The organism is Streptosporangium sp. NPDC049248 (assembly GCF_040678965.1).
Taxonomy (GTDB): Bacteria; Actinomycetota; Actinomycetes; order Streptosporangiales; family Streptosporangiaceae; genus Streptosporangium; species Streptosporangium fukuiense.
In genome coordinates, this window is sequence record NZ_JBFAQY010000013.1 from 199,166 (window position 1) to 217,631 (window position 18,466).

Here is an 18,466-nt window from a genome sequence, read left to right on the forward strand (position 1 = left end):
TCAGGCACGCGGGGAGGTCACGGCTCCGAGATCGCCGGGGTGAGCGAGACCGGCAGGCGCTCGATCCGTACGGAGAAGACCTCGTCGCGGGGGACGACCACCTCGTACGCCCCGTGGTCGACCATCCAGTAGCCCAGGGCCTCGGCCTTCACCCCGCTGTGCCCGGTGTAGGCGATGTGCAGGCTCTCCTCGCCGTTCTCCTCGGAGACGTCGAGGACCAGGCAGGGCTCGCCGCCGAACGCCCCGACGGTGCGGACCAGTACCAGCCAGTCGAGGTCCTCGCGCGCGACGACCAGCCGCCAGTAGCCGGAGGCCGCCTCGAAGCCCTTCTGGGCCTGCTCGTTGAACAGCACCACCTCGGTGGCACCCGGGCCGAGGGCGGCGGCGTACGTCCGGCCGGAGTAGTGGGCGGCGAACCCCGAGGCGACCGGCTCGATCTCGGCGCTCATGAGGCGGGCCGCCAGCTCAGGCCGTCGTAGCGGCCGAAGAGGCGCTCCTCGCCGTCGGTCACGTGGATGATCTCGGCCCCGGCGGGGATCGGCATGGGCGTGGTGTGGAACTGCGGCACGACGTGATCCCGCGAGGTGGTGAAGCCGTTCCCGGCGAAGGGCGGTGAATCGTTCCAGTCACCACCCATGTGCGGGCCGTATGGCACGACGTAGGCGTCCATGTCGCGGGCGTACCAGCGCATCAGATAGATCTCCGGGACGGTGGCGGTCAGTTCCGAGCCGTCGAACCCCAGGTCGAGACCGGCGAAGAGCTGAGCGGGGGTGGTCAGCCGCGCGCAGTCCTGAACCCGGTACACGTACCCGGAGATCACGGTGCGTCTGCCGGCCAGATAGGGCACGAGCAGCCGAGGCGGTATGACCTTCTGCATCTGCGTTCTACGCCCAGGTGGATCACTCACGGTCGGCATTTTACGATCCACCGGCCCGGAGTCGCCGGTGTTCCAGGCACGGCAGGGCATTCCGGGTGGCAATCGTGATCTGGGAGTCGAATTCGCATATCTGTACGCCGGGTCCGGGGCCCATATCGGTACGTACCACCCCCATTGGATCGACCAGCATGCTCCGTCCGATCCCGAAGTCGTCGCGGGCCTCCGGATTCGGCGCCTGGCCCACGGCCGCGACCCAGGTGGTGTTCTCGATCGCCCGGGCCCTGACGAGGGTGGTCCAGTGCTCCTCCTTCATCGGCCCGGAACCCCACGCGGCGATCACCGCGAACACCTCGGCCCCGGCGTCCACCAGGGCCCGGGTCAGTTCGGGGAAACGGATGTCGTAGCAGGTGACCAGGCCCACCCGGAGCCCGGCCAGCTCCACCACGACCGGCGTGTCGCCCGGCGCGACCAGCTCGGACTCGCGGGCGCCGAAGGAGTCGAAGAGGTGGATCTTCCGGTAGGCCGCCTCGATCGAGCCGGTGGGGCCGATGGCGACCGCGGTGTTGTGGACCCGGTGATCACCGGGCTCGAACACCCCCGCGATCACCGAAAGACCGTGCTCCCGTGCGGCTTCGGCCAGCCCGGTGACGAACGGTCCGTCCAGCGGCTGGGCGAGGTCGGTGATTCTCCTGCCGTACCGGGTGAGCGTGGCCTCCGGAAGGATCGCCAGCTCGGCGCCGCCCGCGGCGGCCTCGCCGAGGGCCGTGCGGGCACGGTCGAGGTTGGCGGCGGGGTCTTCCGAGACCGGGATCTGGCAGAGGGCGATGCGCGTCACGGGTGTGACCCTATCCGTCGGTTCGGCACTCGTTCCATCCACGTGAGGCTCCGCCACGCCCATTCCAGCGGTCCGTACCTGAATCTGGCCAGCCACGCCCGGCTGAACAGCACCTGAAGCGTCAGGACGGCGACCGAGAGCGCCACACCGGCCAGCCGGGTCGCATCGGAGGTGAGCAGTGGCAGGAAGAGCAGGATGACCGGTGTGCTCATCAGGTAGTTGGTCAGCGCCATCCGGCCGAGCGGCGCCAGGGCCGCCAGCAGCGGGTCACGCAGCCGGGTCCGCAGCAGAAGCAGCAGCCCGGTGCAGTAGGCCGTGGCGGCGGCGAGCCCGGCGGCCGGGTAGACGGCCCGGTTGAAGAGGACGGGATCGCCCGCGATGCGTACCCAGAGCCAGGTGAGCGCCACGCCCAGCACCACGCTCGCCGCGAACGCGAACGGCAGCAGCCACTCGGGCGGCGGTCGCTCCATCATGGCCATGCCCAGTACGAACAGCCCGGGGATGAGGATCACCCCGCCGCCCTGGTGTACCGCCCAGGCGGTGAGGGCGACGCCCAGCAGCACCACCGCGGGCTGCGGGAAGAACGAGGCGGGCAGCAGGACCAGCGCCCCGAAGATCGCGTACGGCAGGAGCACCTCGCCGGGGTTGACGATCTGGTGGAGCGCGCCCAGGGCCGCGAGCACCGCCAGCCTGCGCAGCAGCACGGCCCGGGGGCTCTCGGTCCGCTCGGCCGCCGAGCGGAGGAAGAGGACGAAGCTCAGCCCGAACAGGAAGGAGAAGATCGGGTAGAACCTGCTCTGCAGCAGGTTGTCGATCACCCAGTCGACCGCGTTCTGGCCCGGGTTCCTCAGGTGGTCGCGGGTGTGCTGCCAGGTGTTGACCAGCATGATCCCGCACACCGCGAAGCCGCGGAGCGCGTCGAGCTCGTGGAATCGTCGGGTCACAGGAAATAGACGTATCACCCCATAATCAACTATGCATAGATGACCCCATTCGTAACCCCACCCGGGTGCCCGGAGTCACGGGCGCGGGGCCGTCGTGCCCCGGACGACCAGGGTGGTGGGCAGCACACTGGGGGCGGGCGATACGGCGGCGGGGGCGTTGATCATGGAGATCAGCGCGGTGGCGGCGGCCACGCCGAACCCGGCCTTGTCCTGGGCGACGGTGGTCAGACCGGGCTGGAGCAGCGCCGCTGGTTCGATGTCGTCGAAGCCGACCACCGCGATGTCCTCGGGGACTTTGAGCCCGGCCTCGGTGATGGCGCGGATGGCGCCGATCGCCATCTCGTCGCCGGCGGCGAAGACGGCGTCGGGGCGCTCGTCGAGCGCGAGCAGGCGCCGCATCGCCGAGTGCCCTCCCGTCAGGTAGAAGTCGCCCTCGACGACGTACTCCTCGCGCGCGGGCAGGCCGAGTGCGGCGAGCGCGTCACGGTATCCGGTGAGCCGCTCGGCGCCGGGCCGGGTGCGGCCGGGGCCGGTGATCGTCGCGATGGCCCGCCTGCCCTGCTCGTGCAGGTGGTTCACCGCGAGGCGCGCGCCCCCCGCGTTGTCGGAGATGACGTACGTCGTCCGGGGGCCGGCGGCCGGGCGGTCCAGTGAGATACAGGGCACGTCGGACTCCGCGAGCCGGATGAGGGCGGGGTCTCGGGTGCCGTTGTCGATGAACACCACGCCGTCGAGATTGTGTCTTCTCGCGGCACGGAGATGGCCGTCCTCCTCGTCGCTCGTGGCGAGCATCAGAAGGTGATATCCCCGCGCGCTCAGCGCGGTTTTCAGGCCGATGAGGATTTCCTGGAAAAAGGGATGGCGCCAGCCGGGGCGCCGGTGGTCGGTGTCCCAGATGAGGCCGACCATGTACGACTTCTTCGTGGCGAGGGTCCGCGCGGACTCGTTCGGCAGGTAGCCGATGCGCGCGGCGACGCGCAGCACGTTGTCACGGGTTTCCTGGGTCACCACCTCGGGGTTGTTGAACACGCGGGAGACTGTCGCCACCGACACGCCGCACTGGCGGGCCAGGTCTCTGATCGTTGCCACGATCGTACGGTATCGCACCTCTGTAACCGGTTTCATGTAACCGGTTACAGGGGAAGGTAGCCCTCGATCCCGATCTCGTCAACCCCTTCTCGGGGGTGTGATTCCCGGATCGTTTCCGATGTCCAGGTCGTCGCCGGAAATCATTTCGAGTTATGTTTCCGTGACTTGACATAGAGGTTCCACATTATGTGAAATCTGGTCACCGCTCGTTGCCCGCGGTCACGCACGCCTCGTATCTCTGGGACCTTCCCCCGCTTCTGTCAGGAAGAAGGATTCCCTGTGTTATCGGAAAAGTCGCGCGTCATCGCGGCGATCGCGGTCGCCGGAGTGCTCGCCGCCGGCTGCGCTTCCCAGCAAGGTGACCCCTCCACCGCCGCCTCGGGCGACGAGAAGATCACACTGACCCTCAACCTCTTCGGCAACATGGGCTTCAAGGAGCTCTACACCGAATACGAGGCCGCCCACCCGAACATCAAGATCGTTGAGCGTACCTCCGCCTACAACGACCACCATCGCAACCTCGCCGCGCACCTGGCCACCGGGCAGGGCGCCGCCGACGTCGAGGGGATCGACACCGGCTTCATCGCCCGGTTCCGCGGGCAACCCCAGCACTTCGTCGACCTCAACCGGCACGGCGCCGAGCAGCTCAAAGCCCGCTGGCTGCCCTGGAAGTGGGAGGCGTCCGTCGCCAAGACCGGTGCGCAGATCGGCTACGGCACCGACGTCGGCGGCCTGGCCATGTGCTATCGCCGCGATCTGTTCGAGAAGGCCGGCCTGCCCACCGACCGCGACGAGGTCTCCAGGCTCTGGCCCGACTGGGCCTCGTACTTCGAGGCGGGCAAGAAGTACACCGCGACCAAACCGGAGGGCGCCGCGTTCTTCGACGGGGCCGCGCAGGTCTTCAACGCGATCGTCGGCCAGGCCGCCGTCGGCTACTACGACACCTCCGACAACGTCGTGGTCGCGAGCAATCCCGAGGTGCGCAAAGCCTACGACCAGGTGCTGCGGGCCGTGGCCGACGGCGAGTCGGCCAAGCTGGTCGGCAGCTCCCCGGCGTGGAACACCGGATTCGCCAAGAGCCAGTTCGCCACGGTCGGCTGCCCCGCCTGGATGCTCGCCAAGATCCAGGACCAGGCCAAGGAGTTCGCCGGCAAGTGGGACGTGGCCGCGATTCCCGGCGGCGGCGGGAACTGGGGCGGCTCCTACCTGACCGTCCCGGCCCAGGGCAAGCACGTCAAGGAGGCCGTCGAGCTGATCGCCTGGCTCACCGCGCCCGAGCAGCAGATCAAGGTGTTCGGCAAGCACGGCATCCTGCCGTCCACGGTGGAGACCTACCAGAAGCCCGAGGTCACCGGGCTGAAGCACGAGTTCTTCAACGACGCCCCGATCGGCAAGATCTTCACTACCGCGGCGCTCAACCTCAAGCCGCAGTACCAGGGCCCGCGCGCCGGTGACATCCAGACCGCCATCCGGGACGCGATCAACCGCGTCGAGGAGGGCAAGCAGAACGGCGACCAGGCCTGGCAGCAGATGCTCACCGACGTCGAGCGCATCAGCAAATGAGCCGGGACGCCGGTGGGCGGTCAGGGCTCGCCGGCGTCCCCCTCCCGGGGTGCACGCCTTCCCCCACAGCGGCTCTCCCCGCCCGTGACGAGACCCCCGAGTCCCCGAGACTGGAACGAGACCCCGATGACCTCCGCCGCCCCGCGGCCACGACCTTCCCCCGTCGCCGGGCGGCCATGGCGCCGCTTCGCCCACACGCTCGATGTCAAGAGCTCGCCGTACCTCTACATCGCGCCGTTCTTCCTGCTGTTCGGCGTGTTCGGTGCCTTCCCGCTGCTCTACACCGCCTACGTCTCGATGACGGACTGGAACCTGCTGGAGTCGACCAGGCAGTGGGTGGGGGCGGAGAACTACGTCGCGCTGATCCAGGACGGGTATTTCTGGAACGCGCTGTTCAACACGGTCAGCATCTGGCTGCTGTCGACGATCCCGCAGTTGCTGGTGGCCCTGGTCGTCGCGCACATGCTCAACCGCAGCCTGCGCGCCAGGACGTTCTTCCGGATGGGCGTGCTGTTGCCCAACGTCACCTCGATCGTCGCGGTCACCATCATCTTCGCCCAGCTCTTCGGCCGTGACTTCGGCGCGGTCAACTGGGCGCTGGGCCTGTTCGGGTTCGGCCCCGTCGACTGGCAGGCCGGGACGCTCAGCTCGCACATCGCGATCTCGCTGATCGTCATCTGGCGATGGACCGGTTACAACGCCCTCATCTACCTGGCGGCCATGCAGGCGGTTCCCAGCCACCTCTACGAGGCCGCCACCATCGACGGGGCCGGCCAGTGGACCCAGTTCTGGCGGATCACCATCCCGATGCTCCGGCCGACGATCATCTTCACCGGCGTCGTCTCCACCATCGGCGGTTTCCAGATCATCGCTGAGCCGCTGCTCTTCCAGGCAGGGACCGGCAACCCGACGGGCGGTTCCGACCGGCAGTTCCAGACGGTCGGGCTCTACCTCTACGAGCAGGGCTTCGGCCTCTACGAGTTCGGCTACGCCTCGGCGGTCGCCTGGACGCTCTGCCTGATCATCGTGGTCATGGCGCTCGTCAACTTCTCCATCACCCGACGGATCAAGAGCGGCTGACCCATGGCGACCATCACCTCTCCCTCCCCGCCCCGGGCGGACGTCCCGCGCCCGCCCGGACCGCGCCGTGCCAGGCCGCCGCGCTCGGCGGGGTTCTGGACCTACGCGGCGCTCGTCGCGTTCCTGCTCGGCTCACTGTTCCCGGTCTACTGGTCGCTCGTCGTGGCCTCGCAGAGCAACGACGCGATCGCCAAGGTGCCCCCCGTGCTGGTGCCGGGTGGCCACCTGTTCGACAACATCGCCAGGGTCTTCGACACCACGGCCTTCGGGCAGGCCCTGTTCAACTCCTTCCTGGTGTCGGGCACCGTCACCGTCTCGGTGGTCCTCTTCTCCACTCTGGCGGGGTTCGCCTTCGCCAAGCTCCGCTTCCGGGGACGCGGCGGCCTACTGGTGGCGGCGATCGCCACCACGACGGTCCCGCACCAGCTCGGTATCATCCCGCTCTACATCCTCATGGGCGAGCTGGGCTGGACCGGGCGAATCGAGGCGGTGATCGTCCCCGGCCTGGTGACGGCGTTCGGCGTGTTCTTCATGACGCAGTACCTCTCCGGCGCGGTGCCCGACGAGCTGCTGGAGGCCGGTCGGATGGACGGCTGCACCACGATCCGGCTGTTCTGGCACGTGGTGCTGCCCGCCGCCCGGCCCGCCGCGGCGGTACTGGGGCTGTTCACCTTCATGCAGGCCTGGAACGACTTCTTCTGGCCACTGGTGGTGCTGACCCCGGAGAACCCGACGGTCCAGGTCGCGCTCTCCAGCCTGGCCAGCGGCTACACGACCGACTTCGCACTAGTGCTGACCGGTGCCGTGATCGCGACCATCCCCATGGTGGTCGTGTTCGCGCTCCTCGGCCGGCAGATCATCGGAGGCATCATGTCAGGGGCGATCAAGGGATGACGACGACCGAAGAGTGCGTCCCCGGAGCCGGGGCCTTCCCGGCCGGTTTCGTCTGGGGAGTGGCCACCTCCGCGTACCAGATCGAGGGGGCCGTCGACGCCGACGGCCGGGGCCCGTCGATCTGGGACGTCTTCTCCCGTGTCCCGGGGGCGGTGGCGGCGGGGGAGTCGGGCGACCCCGCCTGCGACCACTACCGTCGCTGGCCCGAGGACGTGGAGCTCCTCGCCGGCCTCGGCGTCGGCGCCTACCGGCTCTCGGTGGCCTGGCCGAGGGTGTTCCCCGACGGGGGCGGCCGCGTCGAGCGGCGCGGCCTCGACTTCTACCGCCGCCTGATCGACGGGCTTCGTGAGCGGGACATCATGCCGTTCGTCACGCTCTACCACTGGGACCTGCCCCAGGCGCTGGAGGATCGTGGCGGGTGGCGGGTGCGCGACACCGCCGAGCGTTTCGCCGACTACGCCGCCACGGTGCACGAGGCCCTGGACGGGGTGCCGTACTGGACCACGCTGAACGAGCCATACTGCTCCTCGATCACCGGGTACGCCGAGGGCCGCCACGCGCCCGGTGCCCGTGAGGGGCATGGAGCCCTGGCCTCGGCGCACCACCTGCTCGTCGGGCACGGCCTGGCATGCGCCCGACTGCGGGAGAACGCCAGGCAGGGCGAGCAGGTCGGCGTCACGCTCAACATGTCGCCCGGCGTGCCCGCGAGCCCGTCGGCCGAGGACGCCGCAGCGGCCCGCCGGATGGACCTGATGGTCAACCGGCAGTTCACCGAGCCGTTGCTGGGCGGCGCCTACCCGGCGGACATGGCCGAGGTCTACGGGGAGATCAGCGACTTCTCCTTCCGCCGTGACGGCGATCTGGAGCTCATCTCGGCGCCGCTGGACTTCCTCGGGGTGAACTACTACTACCCGATTCACGCGGCCGCGGCCCCGTACGTCCAGCCCGATCCAGCGCTCCGCTCCGCCTACGACATCGGCGTGCGCACGGTCATGCCGGACGGGCCGGGGACCAGCGGGCTCGGCTGGCGGATCGAGCCGCGTGGCCTGTGGGACACCCTCACCGGGCTCGCCGCCCGCTTCAGCGGACTGCCGCCGGTCTTCGTCACCGAGAACGGCTACGGCGACTACGGCGACCTCGACGACACCGGTCGCATCGCCTACCTGCGCGAGCACCTGGCCGCCACCGGGGCCGCCATCGCCGAGGGGGTGGAGGTGCGCGGCTACTTCTGCTGGTCGCTGCTCGACAACTTCGAATGGGCCAGGGGCTACGCCGCCCGCTTCGGCCTGGTGCACGTCGACTACGCCACCCAGGCCCGCACCCCCAAGGCCAGCTACCACTGGTACCGCGACGTCATCACGGGGTCCTCCGGCGGCTCGGCTTAACCCTGGTCAGGCGGTGATCACCCACCCCGCCGACCGGCCGGACCGGGGAGGTGAGGTCCTTGCCGGACGTCGTCCGGTAAAACGAATTGCCACTCTGGGTAATGACTCCTATCCTCTCGGTTATGGTATCGCCGTGATACCGGATTCGCCGTACGGTGGGAGGCATGGCTATGACATTGCGACTCTCCGACGAGCAGACCGAAGCCCTCCGGCGACGCGCGGAGCGAGAGGGGCGGAGCATGCAGCAGGTGGTGCTGGCGGCCGTGGAGGAATACCTGGTGCGCCATTCCGATGACGAGGAGGTTCATCGGCTCGGCGTGGAAGCGGTGCGCCGATGGAAACCCGTTCTTGATCGGCTCGCCGAATGACCCGCTGTCTCACGGTGGAGCAGGTTCTCGATCTCGCGGAGTTGGCCATCGGAGCCACGCCGGAACTGCGCGACCTGGGTCTGCTCGATTCCGCCGTGCACAGACCCCAGGCGTCCATGTTCGGGCAGAGGGCATATCCGGACCTGTTCGCCAAAGCCGCGGCCCTGCTTCATTCACTGGCCGCCAATCATCCGTTCGTGGATGGAAACAAGCGGGTGGCGTGGGTGGCGACGGTCGTCTTCCTGGCATGGAACGGGAGGGCGATCGACACCGGCGATGACGAGGCCTATGACCTCGTCATCGCCGTCGCCTCGGGCAAGCTCACCGAGGTCGATGAGATCGCCGACGTGCTCCGGAGCTTCGCGGTAACCGGTTGAGGCGGGTTCACCGCCGTCGCCGATCGGCGACGCCCCACCGGCCGGGCGCGCCCGGCCTCCGTCCCCGCCTCGGGAAAGTGCCGCAGGATCCTCCCACCCGTCAGCGGCGGGGCGACCGGTGACCGGCGCCGGGTCAGCTGTCGTCGCTGTCGGCGAAGGTCCGGTAGGCGGGGCGGAGGAGGTCCAGGATCGGGATGTGCCGGGCCTTGACCTGTGGCGGGTCGAGGGTGCGCAGCAGCAGGTCGGGCGGAGGAGCGGGGAGACCGGTACGGTCGCGGAGCCGGGCCGCGGAGACGCTCGGCTCGTAGAAGGAGGCCAGCCGGTCGGCGAACGGCGCGTCGTCCACGTCGAACAGCCCGGGGCCGCGCTCGCCGGAGCCGGAGCCGGTCGCGGTGCCGCCCGCCTCGCGGAGGGCGTCGAGCAGGGCGTCCCTGGCGATGCCCCGCCAGGCCAGCACCAGGAACGGGTCGTCGTCGAACCTCTCGGCCAGCACGTACAGCACGGCGGACAGGTGTTTGCAGGGGGAACCCCGGTCGGGACACGAGCAGGTCATGTCCAGGTCGCCGGTGCCGGGGAAGAGCGGCAGGCGGCAGGCGCGGAAGGCGTCCTCGATCTCCGGCGGCATCTCACCGGCGAGCAGCCTGGCCCGGTAGAGGGCCTGGGCGGCCAGCGCGTCGGTGAGCTCACGCCACTGGTCCGCCCGGTAGGAGGTGATCCGGATCTCGACCAGGTACGGGGTGCGCCGAGACCCCTGGACCCGGGCCGTGACCAGCCCCGGCCCGAGTTCCGTGTCGAGGACCTGGCCGGAGCGGGCGTACGAGCGGCCCCGGCCGAGCCTGCCCGGGTCGCAGACGCCTTCGAGGATGTCGATGAACCGGCGCGACCACCACCGCTCGCCGATCGAGCCCCGCTTGCTGCGGACCCGGATGCCGCCCTCGACCCGGATCGGCACGGACGGTTCGAACCAGCCGCTCCTGCTCATGACGCCTCCTTGCGGACCCGTACCGAAGACGCGCCGCGCCCACTCATGAGACGGCCTCCGGCCCGAGGCGGAACAGCTCGTGCAGCCGGTCGGTGGACAGGCCGGTGATCCAGTCCTCGCCGGTGCCGACGACGCTCTCGGCGAGCGCCTGCTTGCGCTCGATCATCTCGTCGATCCTCTCCTCCAGGGTGCCGACGCAGATGAACTTCCTGACCTGCACGTTCCTGGTCTGGCCGATTCGGAACGCCCGGTCGGTCGCCTGGTTCTCCACGGCGGGATTCCACCACCGGTCCACATGGATGACATGGTTGGCCGCGGTCAGGTTGAGCCCGGTGCCCGCCGCCTTGAGCGAGAGCAGGAAGAGCATCGGCTCGTCGTCGTCCTGGAACCGCTCCACCAGCGCGTCCCGCTGTCTCTTCGGCAGCCCGCCGTGCAGCCAGAGCACCGGGCGGTCCAGATGCGCCGAGAGGTACGGCTGGAGCAGCGTGCCGAACTCGGCGTACTGGGTGAAGACCAGAGCCTTGTCGCCCTCGCCGACGATCTCCTCCGCCAACTCCTCCAGCCGGGCCAGCTTCCCCGACCGGCCGGACAGCCGCGAGTTGTCCTTGAGCAGGTGCGCCGGGTGGTTGCAGACCTGCTTGAGCTTCAGCATGGTCGCGAGCACGTTGCCGCGCCGCTCGATGCCCTCGCTGCCGGCGATCCTGTCCATCATGTCGGTGACCACCGCCTGGTAGAGGGTGGCCTGCTCGGGGGTGAGGGTGCACCAGACCTTCATCTCCATCTTGTCCGGCAGGTCGGAGATGATGGTCTTGTCGGTCTTGAGGCGCCGGAGTACGAACGGCCCGGTGGCACGCCGGAGCGCGGCGGTCGCGGTGGCGTCGCCGTTCCGCTCGATCGGCTCCTGGTAGCGTTCCCGGAACGCCCTGGCCGAACCGAGCAGGCCGGGGTTGCAGAACTCCATCAGGGACCAGAGCTCGGCCAGATGGTTCTCGACCGGCGTGCCGGTCAGCGCGAACCTGCTCCTGGCCGGCAGCGCCCGTACGGCCTGTGCCTGCCTGGCGGCGCTGTTCTTGATGGCCTGCGCCTCGTCGCAGACGACCCTGGCCCAGGAGAGGCCGGCCAGCGTCTCACGGTCCCGCAGGGCGGTGCCGTACGTGGTGAGGACCAGGTCCGCCCGCTCCAGCCGCAGGGCGAGTTCCGCCCCGCGCAGCCGGGCGGTGCCGTGGTGCAGGTAGACCTCCAGCGAGGGGGCGAACCTGGCGGCCTCCTTCTGCCAGTTGCTGAGCAGGGACATCGGGCAGACCAGCAGGGTCGGCCCCGGCCGCACACCCGTCGCGCGCTCGTTGAGCAGCAGGGAGAGAGTCTGCGCGGTCTTTCCCAGGCCCATGTCGTCGGCGAGGATGCCGCCGAGCCCGATCTCGGACATGAAGCTGAGCCAGGACAGCCCGCGCTCCTGGTACGGCCTGAGCACCCCCTGGAAGTCGGCCGGAGTCGTGATCGGCACGAGGCGGCGGTCGGCCTCGCCGGACAGCAGGTCGCCGAGGAGGCCGTCGGCGTCCACCGTGACGACCGGCAACTCGTCGTCGCCGCCGTGGATGACCTCCTGGATCACCTCGCCGACGGTCATCTCACCCGACCGGCGCCGCTCGACGGCTCTGAGCGCGGCGGTGAGCTGCCGGTCGTCCAGCTCGACCCAGCGGCCCCGCACCCGGACCAGCGGCACCTTGAGCCTGGCCAGCTCGGCCAGCTCCTCCTCGCTGATCGTCTCGTCGCCGATCGCCAGGTCCATCCGGAAGTCCACCAGCTGCCGCAGCCCGAAACCCTGGTCGGCCGCCGCGCCGGGACCGGTCGGCTGCGAGCGGGCGGTGAGCTTGAGGCCGAGCCTCGTGGTGCCGGCCCAGGCGGGCAGTTGCACGCCGAACCCGGCGGCCTGCAGGAGCGGGGCGGCCTGGCGGAGGAACGCGAACGCGCCCGCCGTGTCGAGGACCAGCTCGGCGGGGCGGCGGTCGCGCAGCGCGTCTCCCACCCTGGGGTAAAGACGTGCCGCCCGGCCGAGCCCGGCGAGCAGCGCCTCGTCGGGGCGTCCCGGCAGGCCGGGGGCGGTCTCGCCGGCCCAGATGAGCGGTGCGGGGAGGTAGAGGCTCGGGTCGTCCGACGATTGGAGGGCGAACTCCAGCCGCCAGCGGGAGCCGTCGGGCGGCGGCGCCGGACGGCCGCCGTACTCCGCGACGAGGTCGCGGGCGGGCTCGGGCTCGGGACCGCTCTCGGGCTCGGTCAGCCGGAAGCACACCCTGACCGGGCCGTCGAGCCGGTGCGCGGAGTCGAACCATTCCCGGAGCGGCTCGGCCAGCTTCTCCGCCGAGGCCCGGGTCAGCCCGGGAAGCGCGGCGTCCGCACCGGTGAGGGCGACCATCCAGCGGTCCGGGAGAGGAGCGCGCGGTCCCGGCCGGTGCCCGCCGAGCAGGCGGTCGGGGAGCGCCCGCCGTACCGCGGCGTCGGTCAGGCAGGCCACGGCCTCGATCAGCACGTGGGTCGAGGGGCGCTCCTCGGCGACGGCACGGCAGACGGGCGGCATCGCGGCGGCCAGCTCACCGAAGCGGGTCGCGTAGGGGCCGGTCAGCACGGGACGCCACCGGGCCGCGTGGCCCGCGTCCTCGGCGACGAGCTGTGGCAGCACCCGGCCCCGGCGGATCAGGTCGCGGGCGTACGCCGCGACGACGGCGAGGTAGCGCAGGGACGCGCCCGGGATCGGCGCCCGGTCCTCTCCGTCGGGGAACTCGTCGGGTTCGTACGCTCCCGCCGGAAGACGGGTCATCTCGTCCACGGCGTCGAGCAGGCTCAGTGCCGCGCCGGGCTCGATCAGCAGGGCGGGCACCCGCCAGGAGCCGATCCTCGGCTGCCGCGCGCCGATCTCGATCCCGGACTCGGCGGAGGGCAGCGGGCTCCGTGCGGAGCCGGGCAGCAGCAGGACGAGCTCGTCGGCGACGGCCTTGCCCACGGACGCCGCCGGGATCTCTCCCCAGAGCGACACCCCGTCCGCCATGCCCTTCGCCGGGGCCGCGAACGGATGCGGCCGGACCTTCGCCCGAGAGGCGCTCCCAGCGGAACCGCCCGCATCCTCCCCCCACAGCGCCAGCCTGTCACCGACCCAGGCCCCATGGACGACCAGCACCGCCAAGCCCCCTCCTCACGCCACGAAAGACCGTAACAGCTGTGGCGCGGCGGATGGTCCTCGTCCGCGGAGCGCCAGGTGGCCGGTGCCGGTCTCGCGCACCGACGACTCCGGCGGTATGCGAGGTGGAGTGATCGGTTGATCCGCGCCGGCGCCGTACCCGCACGGTCGCGGACGAGTGATCCGGGGCGCCGATTACGCTGGGGCGCGTGGACGATCCTCTGGTGACACGGATGCGCGGGTTCGGCACGACCATCTTCGCCGAGATGTCGGCGCTGGCCCTGCGGACGGGTTCGATCAATCTGGGGCAGGGCTTTCCCGACACCGACGGGCCCGCGGCGATGCTGGAGCGTGCGGTGTCGGCGATCCGCGAGGGCGCCAACCAGTACCCGCCGGGGCCGGGTGTGCCCGAGCTGCGCCAGGCCGTCTGCGAGCACCGCAAGGACCACTACGGCCTCTCCTATGATCCCGACGGCGAGATCCTCGTCACCGTCGGCGCCACCGAGGCCGTCGCGGCGGCGATCCTGGCGCTCTGCGAGCCGGGGGACGAGGTGATCGCGTTCGAACCGTACTACGACTCCTACGCGGCCTCCGTCGCCCTCGCCGGAGCGGTGCTCCGCCCGGTCACCCTGCGCCCCGTCGAGGGCCGCTTCACCTTCGACCCCGCCGAGCTGCGCGCCGCGGCCGGACCGCGCACCCGCGTCATCCTGGTCAACTCCCCGCACAATCCCACCGGCACGGTCCTCACCCGGGCCGAGCTGGAGGAGATCGCCCTGCTCTGCCAGGAGCGCGATCTGGTCGCCGTCACCGACGAGGTCTACGAGCACCTGACCTTCGACGGCGTCGAGCACGTCCCGCTGGCCACCCTGCCCGGCATGCGCGAGCGGACCGTGATGATCTCCTCGGCGGGCAAGACCTTCTCGGTCACCGGCTGGAAGACCGGCTGGATCTGCGGGTCGGCCGAGCTGGTCAGGGCCGTGCAGACCGTCAAGCAGTTCCTCACCTTCACCGCCGCCGCGCCCTGGCAGCTCGCCGTCGCCCACGGCCTCCGCCACGAGCTGGACTGGGTCTCCCGGCTCCGGGCCGACCTGGAGTCCAAGCGCGACCGGCTGGCGGTGGGGCTGGCCGCGGCGGGCTTCGAGGTCTACCGCCCCGCGGGCACCTACTTCGTGCAGACCGACATCCGCCCCCTCGGCTTCACCGACGGTCTCGCCCTGGCCCGGGAGCTGCCGTCCCTGGCGGGCGTGGTCGCCGTCCCCACCCAGGTCTTCTACGCCCGCCCCGAGCGTGGCAGCCACTTCGTCCGCTTCGCCTTCTGCAAGCGGGACGAGGTCATCGACGAGGCGGTGAGCCGCCTGGCCCGGCTCGGCACCCCCTCCTGACGGGTGGGGGCGGTTCGACCTTCAGGATGCCGATCGGGCATCCTGGGGGATGACGCGACTGGCGGCAAGGGGATGGCATCAACCATCGGGGAGCTCGTCGTGGGAGTCGACCGCCTGGGCGCCCACGCCGAGAGGACACGTATGTCCCAGCCCGTTCGAAACGGCTCAGACGGCTCGGAGCCCGGGAGCGCGCCGTCCGCCCGGCTGCTTCCCGGCGGCCCGGTCGCGCAGAGCATCCTCGACGACGTGGCCGCGCGGGCGGCCGCGCTGACCCGCGTGGGCGTCACCCCGAGCCTGGCGACGGTCCTCGTCGGAGACGACGACGCCAGCGCCGGATACATCCGGATCAAGCAGCGGCAGGCCGCCGAGCTCGGTTTCGCCTCGCCGCACGAGCACCTGCCCGCGAGCGCCACCCAGGCGGACCTGCACGCGGTCATCACCGCGTTCAACGACGACCCGGCGGTGCACGGGCTGCTCGTGCAGCATCCCGTCCCCAGGCACCTCGACTACGACCGGGCCCTGCAGGTCATGGATCCCGACAAGGACGTCGACGGCATGCACCCGCTCAACATCGGGCGGCTGGCGCTGGAGCTCCCCGGCCCGCTGCCGTGCACGCCCGCGGGGATCGAGGCGCTGCTGGCCTACTACGACATCCCGGTCGCCGGTCGTGAGGTGGTGATCCTCGGGCGCGGGGCCACGCTCGGGCGGCCCCTGTCGATCCTTCTCGCGCAGAAGCGCCCGACGGCGAACGCCGCCGTCACCGTCGTGCACACCGGGGTGAGCGACTGGCCCCGCTACACGCGCCGCGCCGACGTCCTCGTCGCCGCCGCGGGTGTGCCGGGCATCATCCAGCCCGAGCACGTCAAGCCCGGTGCCGTGGTCATCGGCGGCGGCGTGCGCTACGAGGGCAGGCGCCTGCTGCCCGACGTCGACGAGTCCTGCGCCCAGGTGGCCGGGGCCATCACCCCCAGGGTCGGCGGGGTCGGGCCCACCACCGTCGCGATGCTGTTCCGCAACGCGATCACCGCGGCCGAGCGCGCGACGGCCTCCAGGTGAGTCCCCCGGTGGCCTCCCTCCGGGGGAGGCCACCGGGTGGCCGCGTCCCGCGAAACGCCGACCGTCGTGTCGCCACCCTGAAACCGATCGCCCTGCGTGTACGTTCTGCTGCGGAGAGTGGTCATCGGGGGCGGGGGTCTTCCGATGGTGCACGTCGCTCTCCATTCCCGTGACCCGCAGGAAGGAGAGCATCGACGATGCGACGGAGATTCAGGGTGCTGGCGTCGGCGGCGGCGGTCGCGCTCGGCTGCGCGGGGTTCGTCCCCGGTGCGGTGACCGCCTCGAGTTCGGTGTCCGCCGCCTGGGGGCCCATCCGCAGCCACCAGAACTGGCGCTGCCTGGACGCCGACCTGGGCACCATCGGCCCGAACGGCACCAAGGTGCAGCTGTGGGGGTGCAACGGCTGGGACAACCAGTCGTGGAGCTATGACGTGTCCAGCCACACGATCCACAGCAGGGAGAACGGGCGCTGCCTGGACGCGGACCTGGGCACCATCAACGCGAACGGCACCAAGGTGCAGCTCTGGGACTGCAACGGCTGGGCCAACCAGAAGTGGATCTACGACGCGACGAGCCACACGATCTACAGCATGTACAACGGGCGTTGCCTGGACGCGGACCTGGGCACCATCGGCTCGAACGGCACCAAGGTGCAGTTGTGGAACTGCAACGGCTGGGCCAACCAGAAGTGGACGCTCTGACCGCCGTCACTCCCGGGCGGCGGGATCGCACCCTGCCCTCCCGTGCACCGGAGCCCGGGGCCGGCGGAGAGTGGGCCGGCCCCGGGCGGTGTGCGGGGAGGTTCGCTACCTGCCGACGGTGACCGGCGGGGCGGCCGGATCGGCGGCGGTGGCCGGGGCGGCGGACCGGGCCGAGCGCAGCGGGATCTCCTTGATCATCAGGGCGGTCACCGCGGCGAGGACGGCGATCGGGACGCCGACCAGGAAGACCGCGCTCATCGCCCGGGTGAAGGCCTCCAGGATGATCTCCAGGACCGGTGCGGGGAGCTGGTGGATGACCTCGGGGGAGCCGAGGTTGGGGGTCGCGCCACCGCTCAGCGGCAATTTCGCGGCCTTCGCCAGGGAGATCAGCTCCGCGGTGAGGCGGTTGGCCAGGATCGCGCCGAAGGCGGCGACACCCACCGCGCTGCCCAGGGAGCGGAAGAACGACACGCCGGAGGTCGTCGAGGCGAGGTCCGCCCTGGACACCGCGTTCTGCGCGGCCAGGATCAGGATCTGCATGGTGGCGCCGAGCCCGACGCCGAGCACCGCGTTGTCGACGCCGACAAGCAGCAGCGAGCTGTCGACGTGCAGGCGCGACAGGAGGAACAGGCCGAGTCCGACCAGCAGCATGCCCACCACGGGGAAGATCTTCCACCGGCCGGTCCTGCTGACGAACCTGCCGACCGCGATCGAGGAGACGAGCAGGGCGAGCACCAGGGGAAGGGTCATCAGGCCGGAGCCGGTGGGGCTCATGCCCTTGACGATCTGCAGGTACTGGGGCAGGAACATCAGCGCGCCGAACATCGCCGCGCCGACCAGTAGGGAGGCGACGGAGGTGAGCACGAAGGTGCGGTTGCGGAACAGGTGCGGGGGCAGGATCGGGTCTGCCGCCCTGCGCTCGGCGACGACGGCCAGGCCGAACATCACCAGGCTGAGCGCGCCCAGGCCGTAGGTCCACCCGGAGTTCCAGCCGAACTCCTTGCCGCCGAGGGAGAGCAGCAGCATCAGCGCGGTGGTGCCGCCGGTGATGAAGGTCGCGCCCCACCAGTCGACCTTGGTGTCGCGGCGGGTGAAGGGCAGCTTCAGCACCTTCTGGATGACGACGAACGCGACCACGGCCAGCGGCACGCAGATCCAGAACGTCCAGCGCCAGGACATGTTGTCCACGATGAACCCGCCGAGCAGCGGGCCGGCCACCGTCGAGACGCCGAAGACCGCGCCGATGTAGCCGGAGTAGCGGCCGCGCTCGCGGGGCTCCACCACGTCGCCGAGGATGATCTGCGGGAGCGCGGCGAGCCCGCCGGCGCCGATGCCCTGCACCGCTCTGGCGGCGATGAGCTGGCCCATGTCCTGGGAGAACCCGGCGGCTACGGAGGACACCGCGAAGACGACCAGGGCGACCTGGAACATGAGCTTGCGGCCGTAGAGGTCGGATACCTTGCCCCAGATCGGGGTGGAGGCGGTCATGGTCAGCAGGGTCGCGCTGGCCACCCATGCGAGCTGGTCCTGGCCGCCGAGCGTGCCGACGATCGTCGGCAACGCGGTTCCCACCACGGACGTCGAGATCATCGACGTCAGCATGGCGAGCATCAGTCCGGCCAGGATCTCCAGCACCTGTTTGTGGGTGAAACCCGGTGCGGCCTCGGCCCGGATCTGTTGTTCGGTCGGCATGAACCGTCCCCCAATGCATGTAGAGTACATATTAAGTTAGTAGACGCTTGTTTACTCGTCAAATCTGGA

Annotated in this window: 17 protein-coding genes; 9 read left to right on the plus strand and 8 right to left on the minus strand. The window is 70.4% G+C overall.

The features are described 5' to 3' along the window. Window positions 1-17: 17 nt before the first annotated feature. The 5 genes from AB0K21_RS24255 to AB0K21_RS24275 all read right to left on the minus strand — a co-directional run bounded on the left by AB0K21_RS24255 (window position 18) and on the right by AB0K21_RS24275 (window position 3,745). Entirely contained in the window at window positions 18-449 is a 432-nt protein-coding gene (locus AB0K21_RS24255) for a hypothetical protein (RefSeq protein WP_343967304.1), read from the minus strand. Further along, window positions 446-907: a hypothetical protein gene (locus AB0K21_RS24260; RefSeq protein WP_245651881.1), complete on the minus strand. Its 462-nt coding sequence runs from the start codon at window positions 905-907 to the stop codon at window positions 446-448. Before AB0K21_RS24260 ends, AB0K21_RS24255 begins: the two co-directional genes overlap by 4 nt. A 10-nt stretch (window positions 908-917) precedes the next feature. Next, window positions 918-1,712: a carbon-nitrogen hydrolase family protein gene (locus tag AB0K21_RS24265; protein ID WP_364153342.1), complete on the minus strand. Its 795-nt coding sequence runs from the start codon at window positions 1,710-1,712 to the stop codon at window positions 918-920. Then, window positions 1,709-2,656, minus strand: a complete 948-nt coding sequence (locus AB0K21_RS24270) for a DUF418 domain-containing protein (RefSeq protein WP_343967298.1) — start codon at window positions 2,654-2,656, stop codon at window positions 1,709-1,711. Before AB0K21_RS24270 ends, AB0K21_RS24265 begins: the two co-directional genes overlap by 4 nt. 75 nt (window positions 2,657-2,731) lie before the next feature. Next, on the minus strand, window positions 2,732-3,745 hold the full coding sequence (locus AB0K21_RS24275) for a LacI family DNA-binding transcriptional regulator (RefSeq protein ID WP_364153345.1): 1,014 nt from the start codon (window positions 3,743-3,745) through the stop codon (window positions 2,732-2,734). 279 nt (window positions 3,746-4,024) lie between these two features. Between AB0K21_RS24275 and AB0K21_RS24280 the strand changes: the two genes are divergently transcribed. The 6 genes from AB0K21_RS24280 (at window position 4,025) to AB0K21_RS24305 (ending at window position 9,412) form a co-directional block, all read left to right on the plus strand. Further along, on the plus strand, window positions 4,025-5,308 hold the full coding sequence (locus AB0K21_RS24280; RefSeq protein ID WP_343967294.1) for an ABC transporter substrate-binding protein: 1,284 nt from the start codon (window positions 4,025-4,027) through the stop codon (window positions 5,306-5,308). A 126-nt stretch (window positions 5,309-5,434) separates the two neighbouring features. Further along, entirely contained in the window at window positions 5,435-6,388 is a 954-nt protein-coding gene (locus tag AB0K21_RS24285; RefSeq protein WP_343967292.1) for a sugar ABC transporter permease, read from the plus strand. Window positions 6,389-6,391: 3 nt separating this feature from the next. Continuing rightward, window positions 6,392-7,282, plus strand: coding sequence for a carbohydrate ABC transporter permease (locus AB0K21_RS24290; protein ID WP_343967290.1), 891 nt, complete (start codon window positions 6,392-6,394; stop codon window positions 7,280-7,282). After that, window positions 7,279-8,667 (plus strand): GH1 family beta-glucosidase, encoded by a 1,389-nt coding sequence (locus AB0K21_RS24295; RefSeq protein ID WP_343967288.1) that lies wholly within the window; start codon window positions 7,279-7,281, stop codon window positions 8,665-8,667. The genes AB0K21_RS24290 and AB0K21_RS24295 overlap by 4 nt, the downstream gene beginning before the upstream one ends. Window positions 8,668-8,837: 170 nt before the next feature. Next, complete coding sequence (locus tag AB0K21_RS24300) at window positions 8,838-9,035, plus strand: ribbon-helix-helix protein, CopG family (protein WP_350952663.1); 198 nt, start codon at window positions 8,838-8,840, stop codon at window positions 9,033-9,035. Beyond that, window positions 9,032-9,412, plus strand: coding sequence for a type II toxin-antitoxin system death-on-curing family toxin (locus AB0K21_RS24305; RefSeq protein ID WP_343967284.1), 381 nt, complete (start codon window positions 9,032-9,034; stop codon window positions 9,410-9,412). Before AB0K21_RS24300 ends, AB0K21_RS24305 begins: the two co-directional genes overlap by 4 nt. A 133-nt stretch (window positions 9,413-9,545) precedes the next feature. On the opposite strand, the gene AB0K21_RS24310 is transcribed toward AB0K21_RS24305, so the two are convergent. Both AB0K21_RS24310 and AB0K21_RS24315 read right to left on the minus strand, forming a co-directional pair. After that, a complete protein-coding gene (locus AB0K21_RS24310) occupies window positions 9,546-10,394 on the minus strand; it encodes an SWIM zinc finger family protein (RefSeq protein WP_343967281.1) in 849 nt (282 codons plus the stop codon). Between the two features lie 43 nt (window positions 10,395-10,437). Continuing rightward, on the minus strand, window positions 10,438-13,566 hold the full coding sequence (locus AB0K21_RS24315; protein ID WP_364153380.1) for a DEAD/DEAH box helicase: 3,129 nt from the start codon (window positions 13,564-13,566) through the stop codon (window positions 10,438-10,440). A 209-nt stretch (window positions 13,567-13,775) separates the two neighbouring features. On the opposite strand from AB0K21_RS24315, the gene AB0K21_RS24320 reads away from it, so the two are divergent. The 3 genes from AB0K21_RS24320 to AB0K21_RS24330 all read left to right on the plus strand — a co-directional run bounded on the left by AB0K21_RS24320 (window position 13,776) and on the right by AB0K21_RS24330 (window position 16,705). Further along, window positions 13,776-14,948, plus strand: a complete 1,173-nt coding sequence (locus tag AB0K21_RS24320) for a pyridoxal phosphate-dependent aminotransferase (RefSeq protein WP_364153353.1) — start codon at window positions 13,776-13,778, stop codon at window positions 14,946-14,948. Window positions 14,949-15,089: 141 nt separating this feature from the next. Further along, window positions 15,090-16,004 (plus strand): tetrahydrofolate dehydrogenase/cyclohydrolase catalytic domain-containing protein, encoded by a 915-nt coding sequence (locus AB0K21_RS24325; protein ID WP_364153383.1) that lies wholly within the window; start codon window positions 15,090-15,092, stop codon window positions 16,002-16,004. Window positions 16,005-16,201: 197 nt separating this feature from the next. Further along, window positions 16,202-16,705 (plus strand): RICIN domain-containing protein, encoded by a 504-nt coding sequence (locus AB0K21_RS24330; RefSeq protein WP_343967273.1) that lies wholly within the window; start codon window positions 16,202-16,204, stop codon window positions 16,703-16,705. A gap of 105 nt (window positions 16,706-16,810) precedes the next feature. Here AB0K21_RS24330 and AB0K21_RS24335 read toward each other — a convergent pair whose 3' ends face one another. Next, window positions 16,811-18,397 (minus strand): MDR family MFS transporter, encoded by a 1,587-nt coding sequence (locus AB0K21_RS24335; protein ID WP_364153357.1) that lies wholly within the window; start codon window positions 18,395-18,397, stop codon window positions 16,811-16,813. Window positions 18,398-18,466: the final 69 nt, after the last annotated feature.

Coding starts and splice junctions, on each gene's coding strand:
- AB0K21_RS24255 (WP_343967304.1), bottom strand. CDS start 449: ATGAGCGCCGAGATCGAGCCGGTCGCCTCGGGGTTCGCCGCCCACTAC.
- AB0K21_RS24285 (WP_343967292.1), top strand. CDS start 5,435: ATGACCTCCGCCGCCCCGCGGCCACGACCTTCCCCCGTCGCCGGGCGG.
- AB0K21_RS24290 (WP_343967290.1), top strand. CDS start 6,392: ATGGCGACCATCACCTCTCCCTCCCCGCCCCGGGCGGACGTCCCGCGC.
- AB0K21_RS24295 (WP_343967288.1), top strand. CDS start 7,279: ATGACGACGACCGAAGAGTGCGTCCCCGGAGCCGGGGCCTTCCCGGCC.
- AB0K21_RS24300 (WP_350952663.1), top strand. CDS start 8,838: ATGACATTGCGACTCTCCGACGAGCAGACCGAAGCCCTCCGGCGACGC.
- AB0K21_RS24305 (WP_343967284.1), top strand. CDS start 9,032: ATGACCCGCTGTCTCACGGTGGAGCAGGTTCTCGATCTCGCGGAGTTG.
- AB0K21_RS24310 (WP_343967281.1), bottom strand. CDS start 10,394: ATGAGCAGGAGCGGCTGGTTCGAACCGTCCGTGCCGATCCGGGTCGAG.
- AB0K21_RS24325 (WP_364153383.1), top strand. CDS start 15,090: ATGTCCCAGCCCGTTCGAAACGGCTCAGACGGCTCGGAGCCCGGGAGC.
- AB0K21_RS24330 (WP_343967273.1), top strand. CDS start 16,202: ATGCGACGGAGATTCAGGGTGCTGGCGTCGGCGGCGGCGGTCGCGCTC.
- AB0K21_RS24335 (WP_364153357.1), bottom strand. CDS start 18,397: ATGCCGACCGAACAACAGATCCGGGCCGAGGCCGCACCGGGTTTCACC.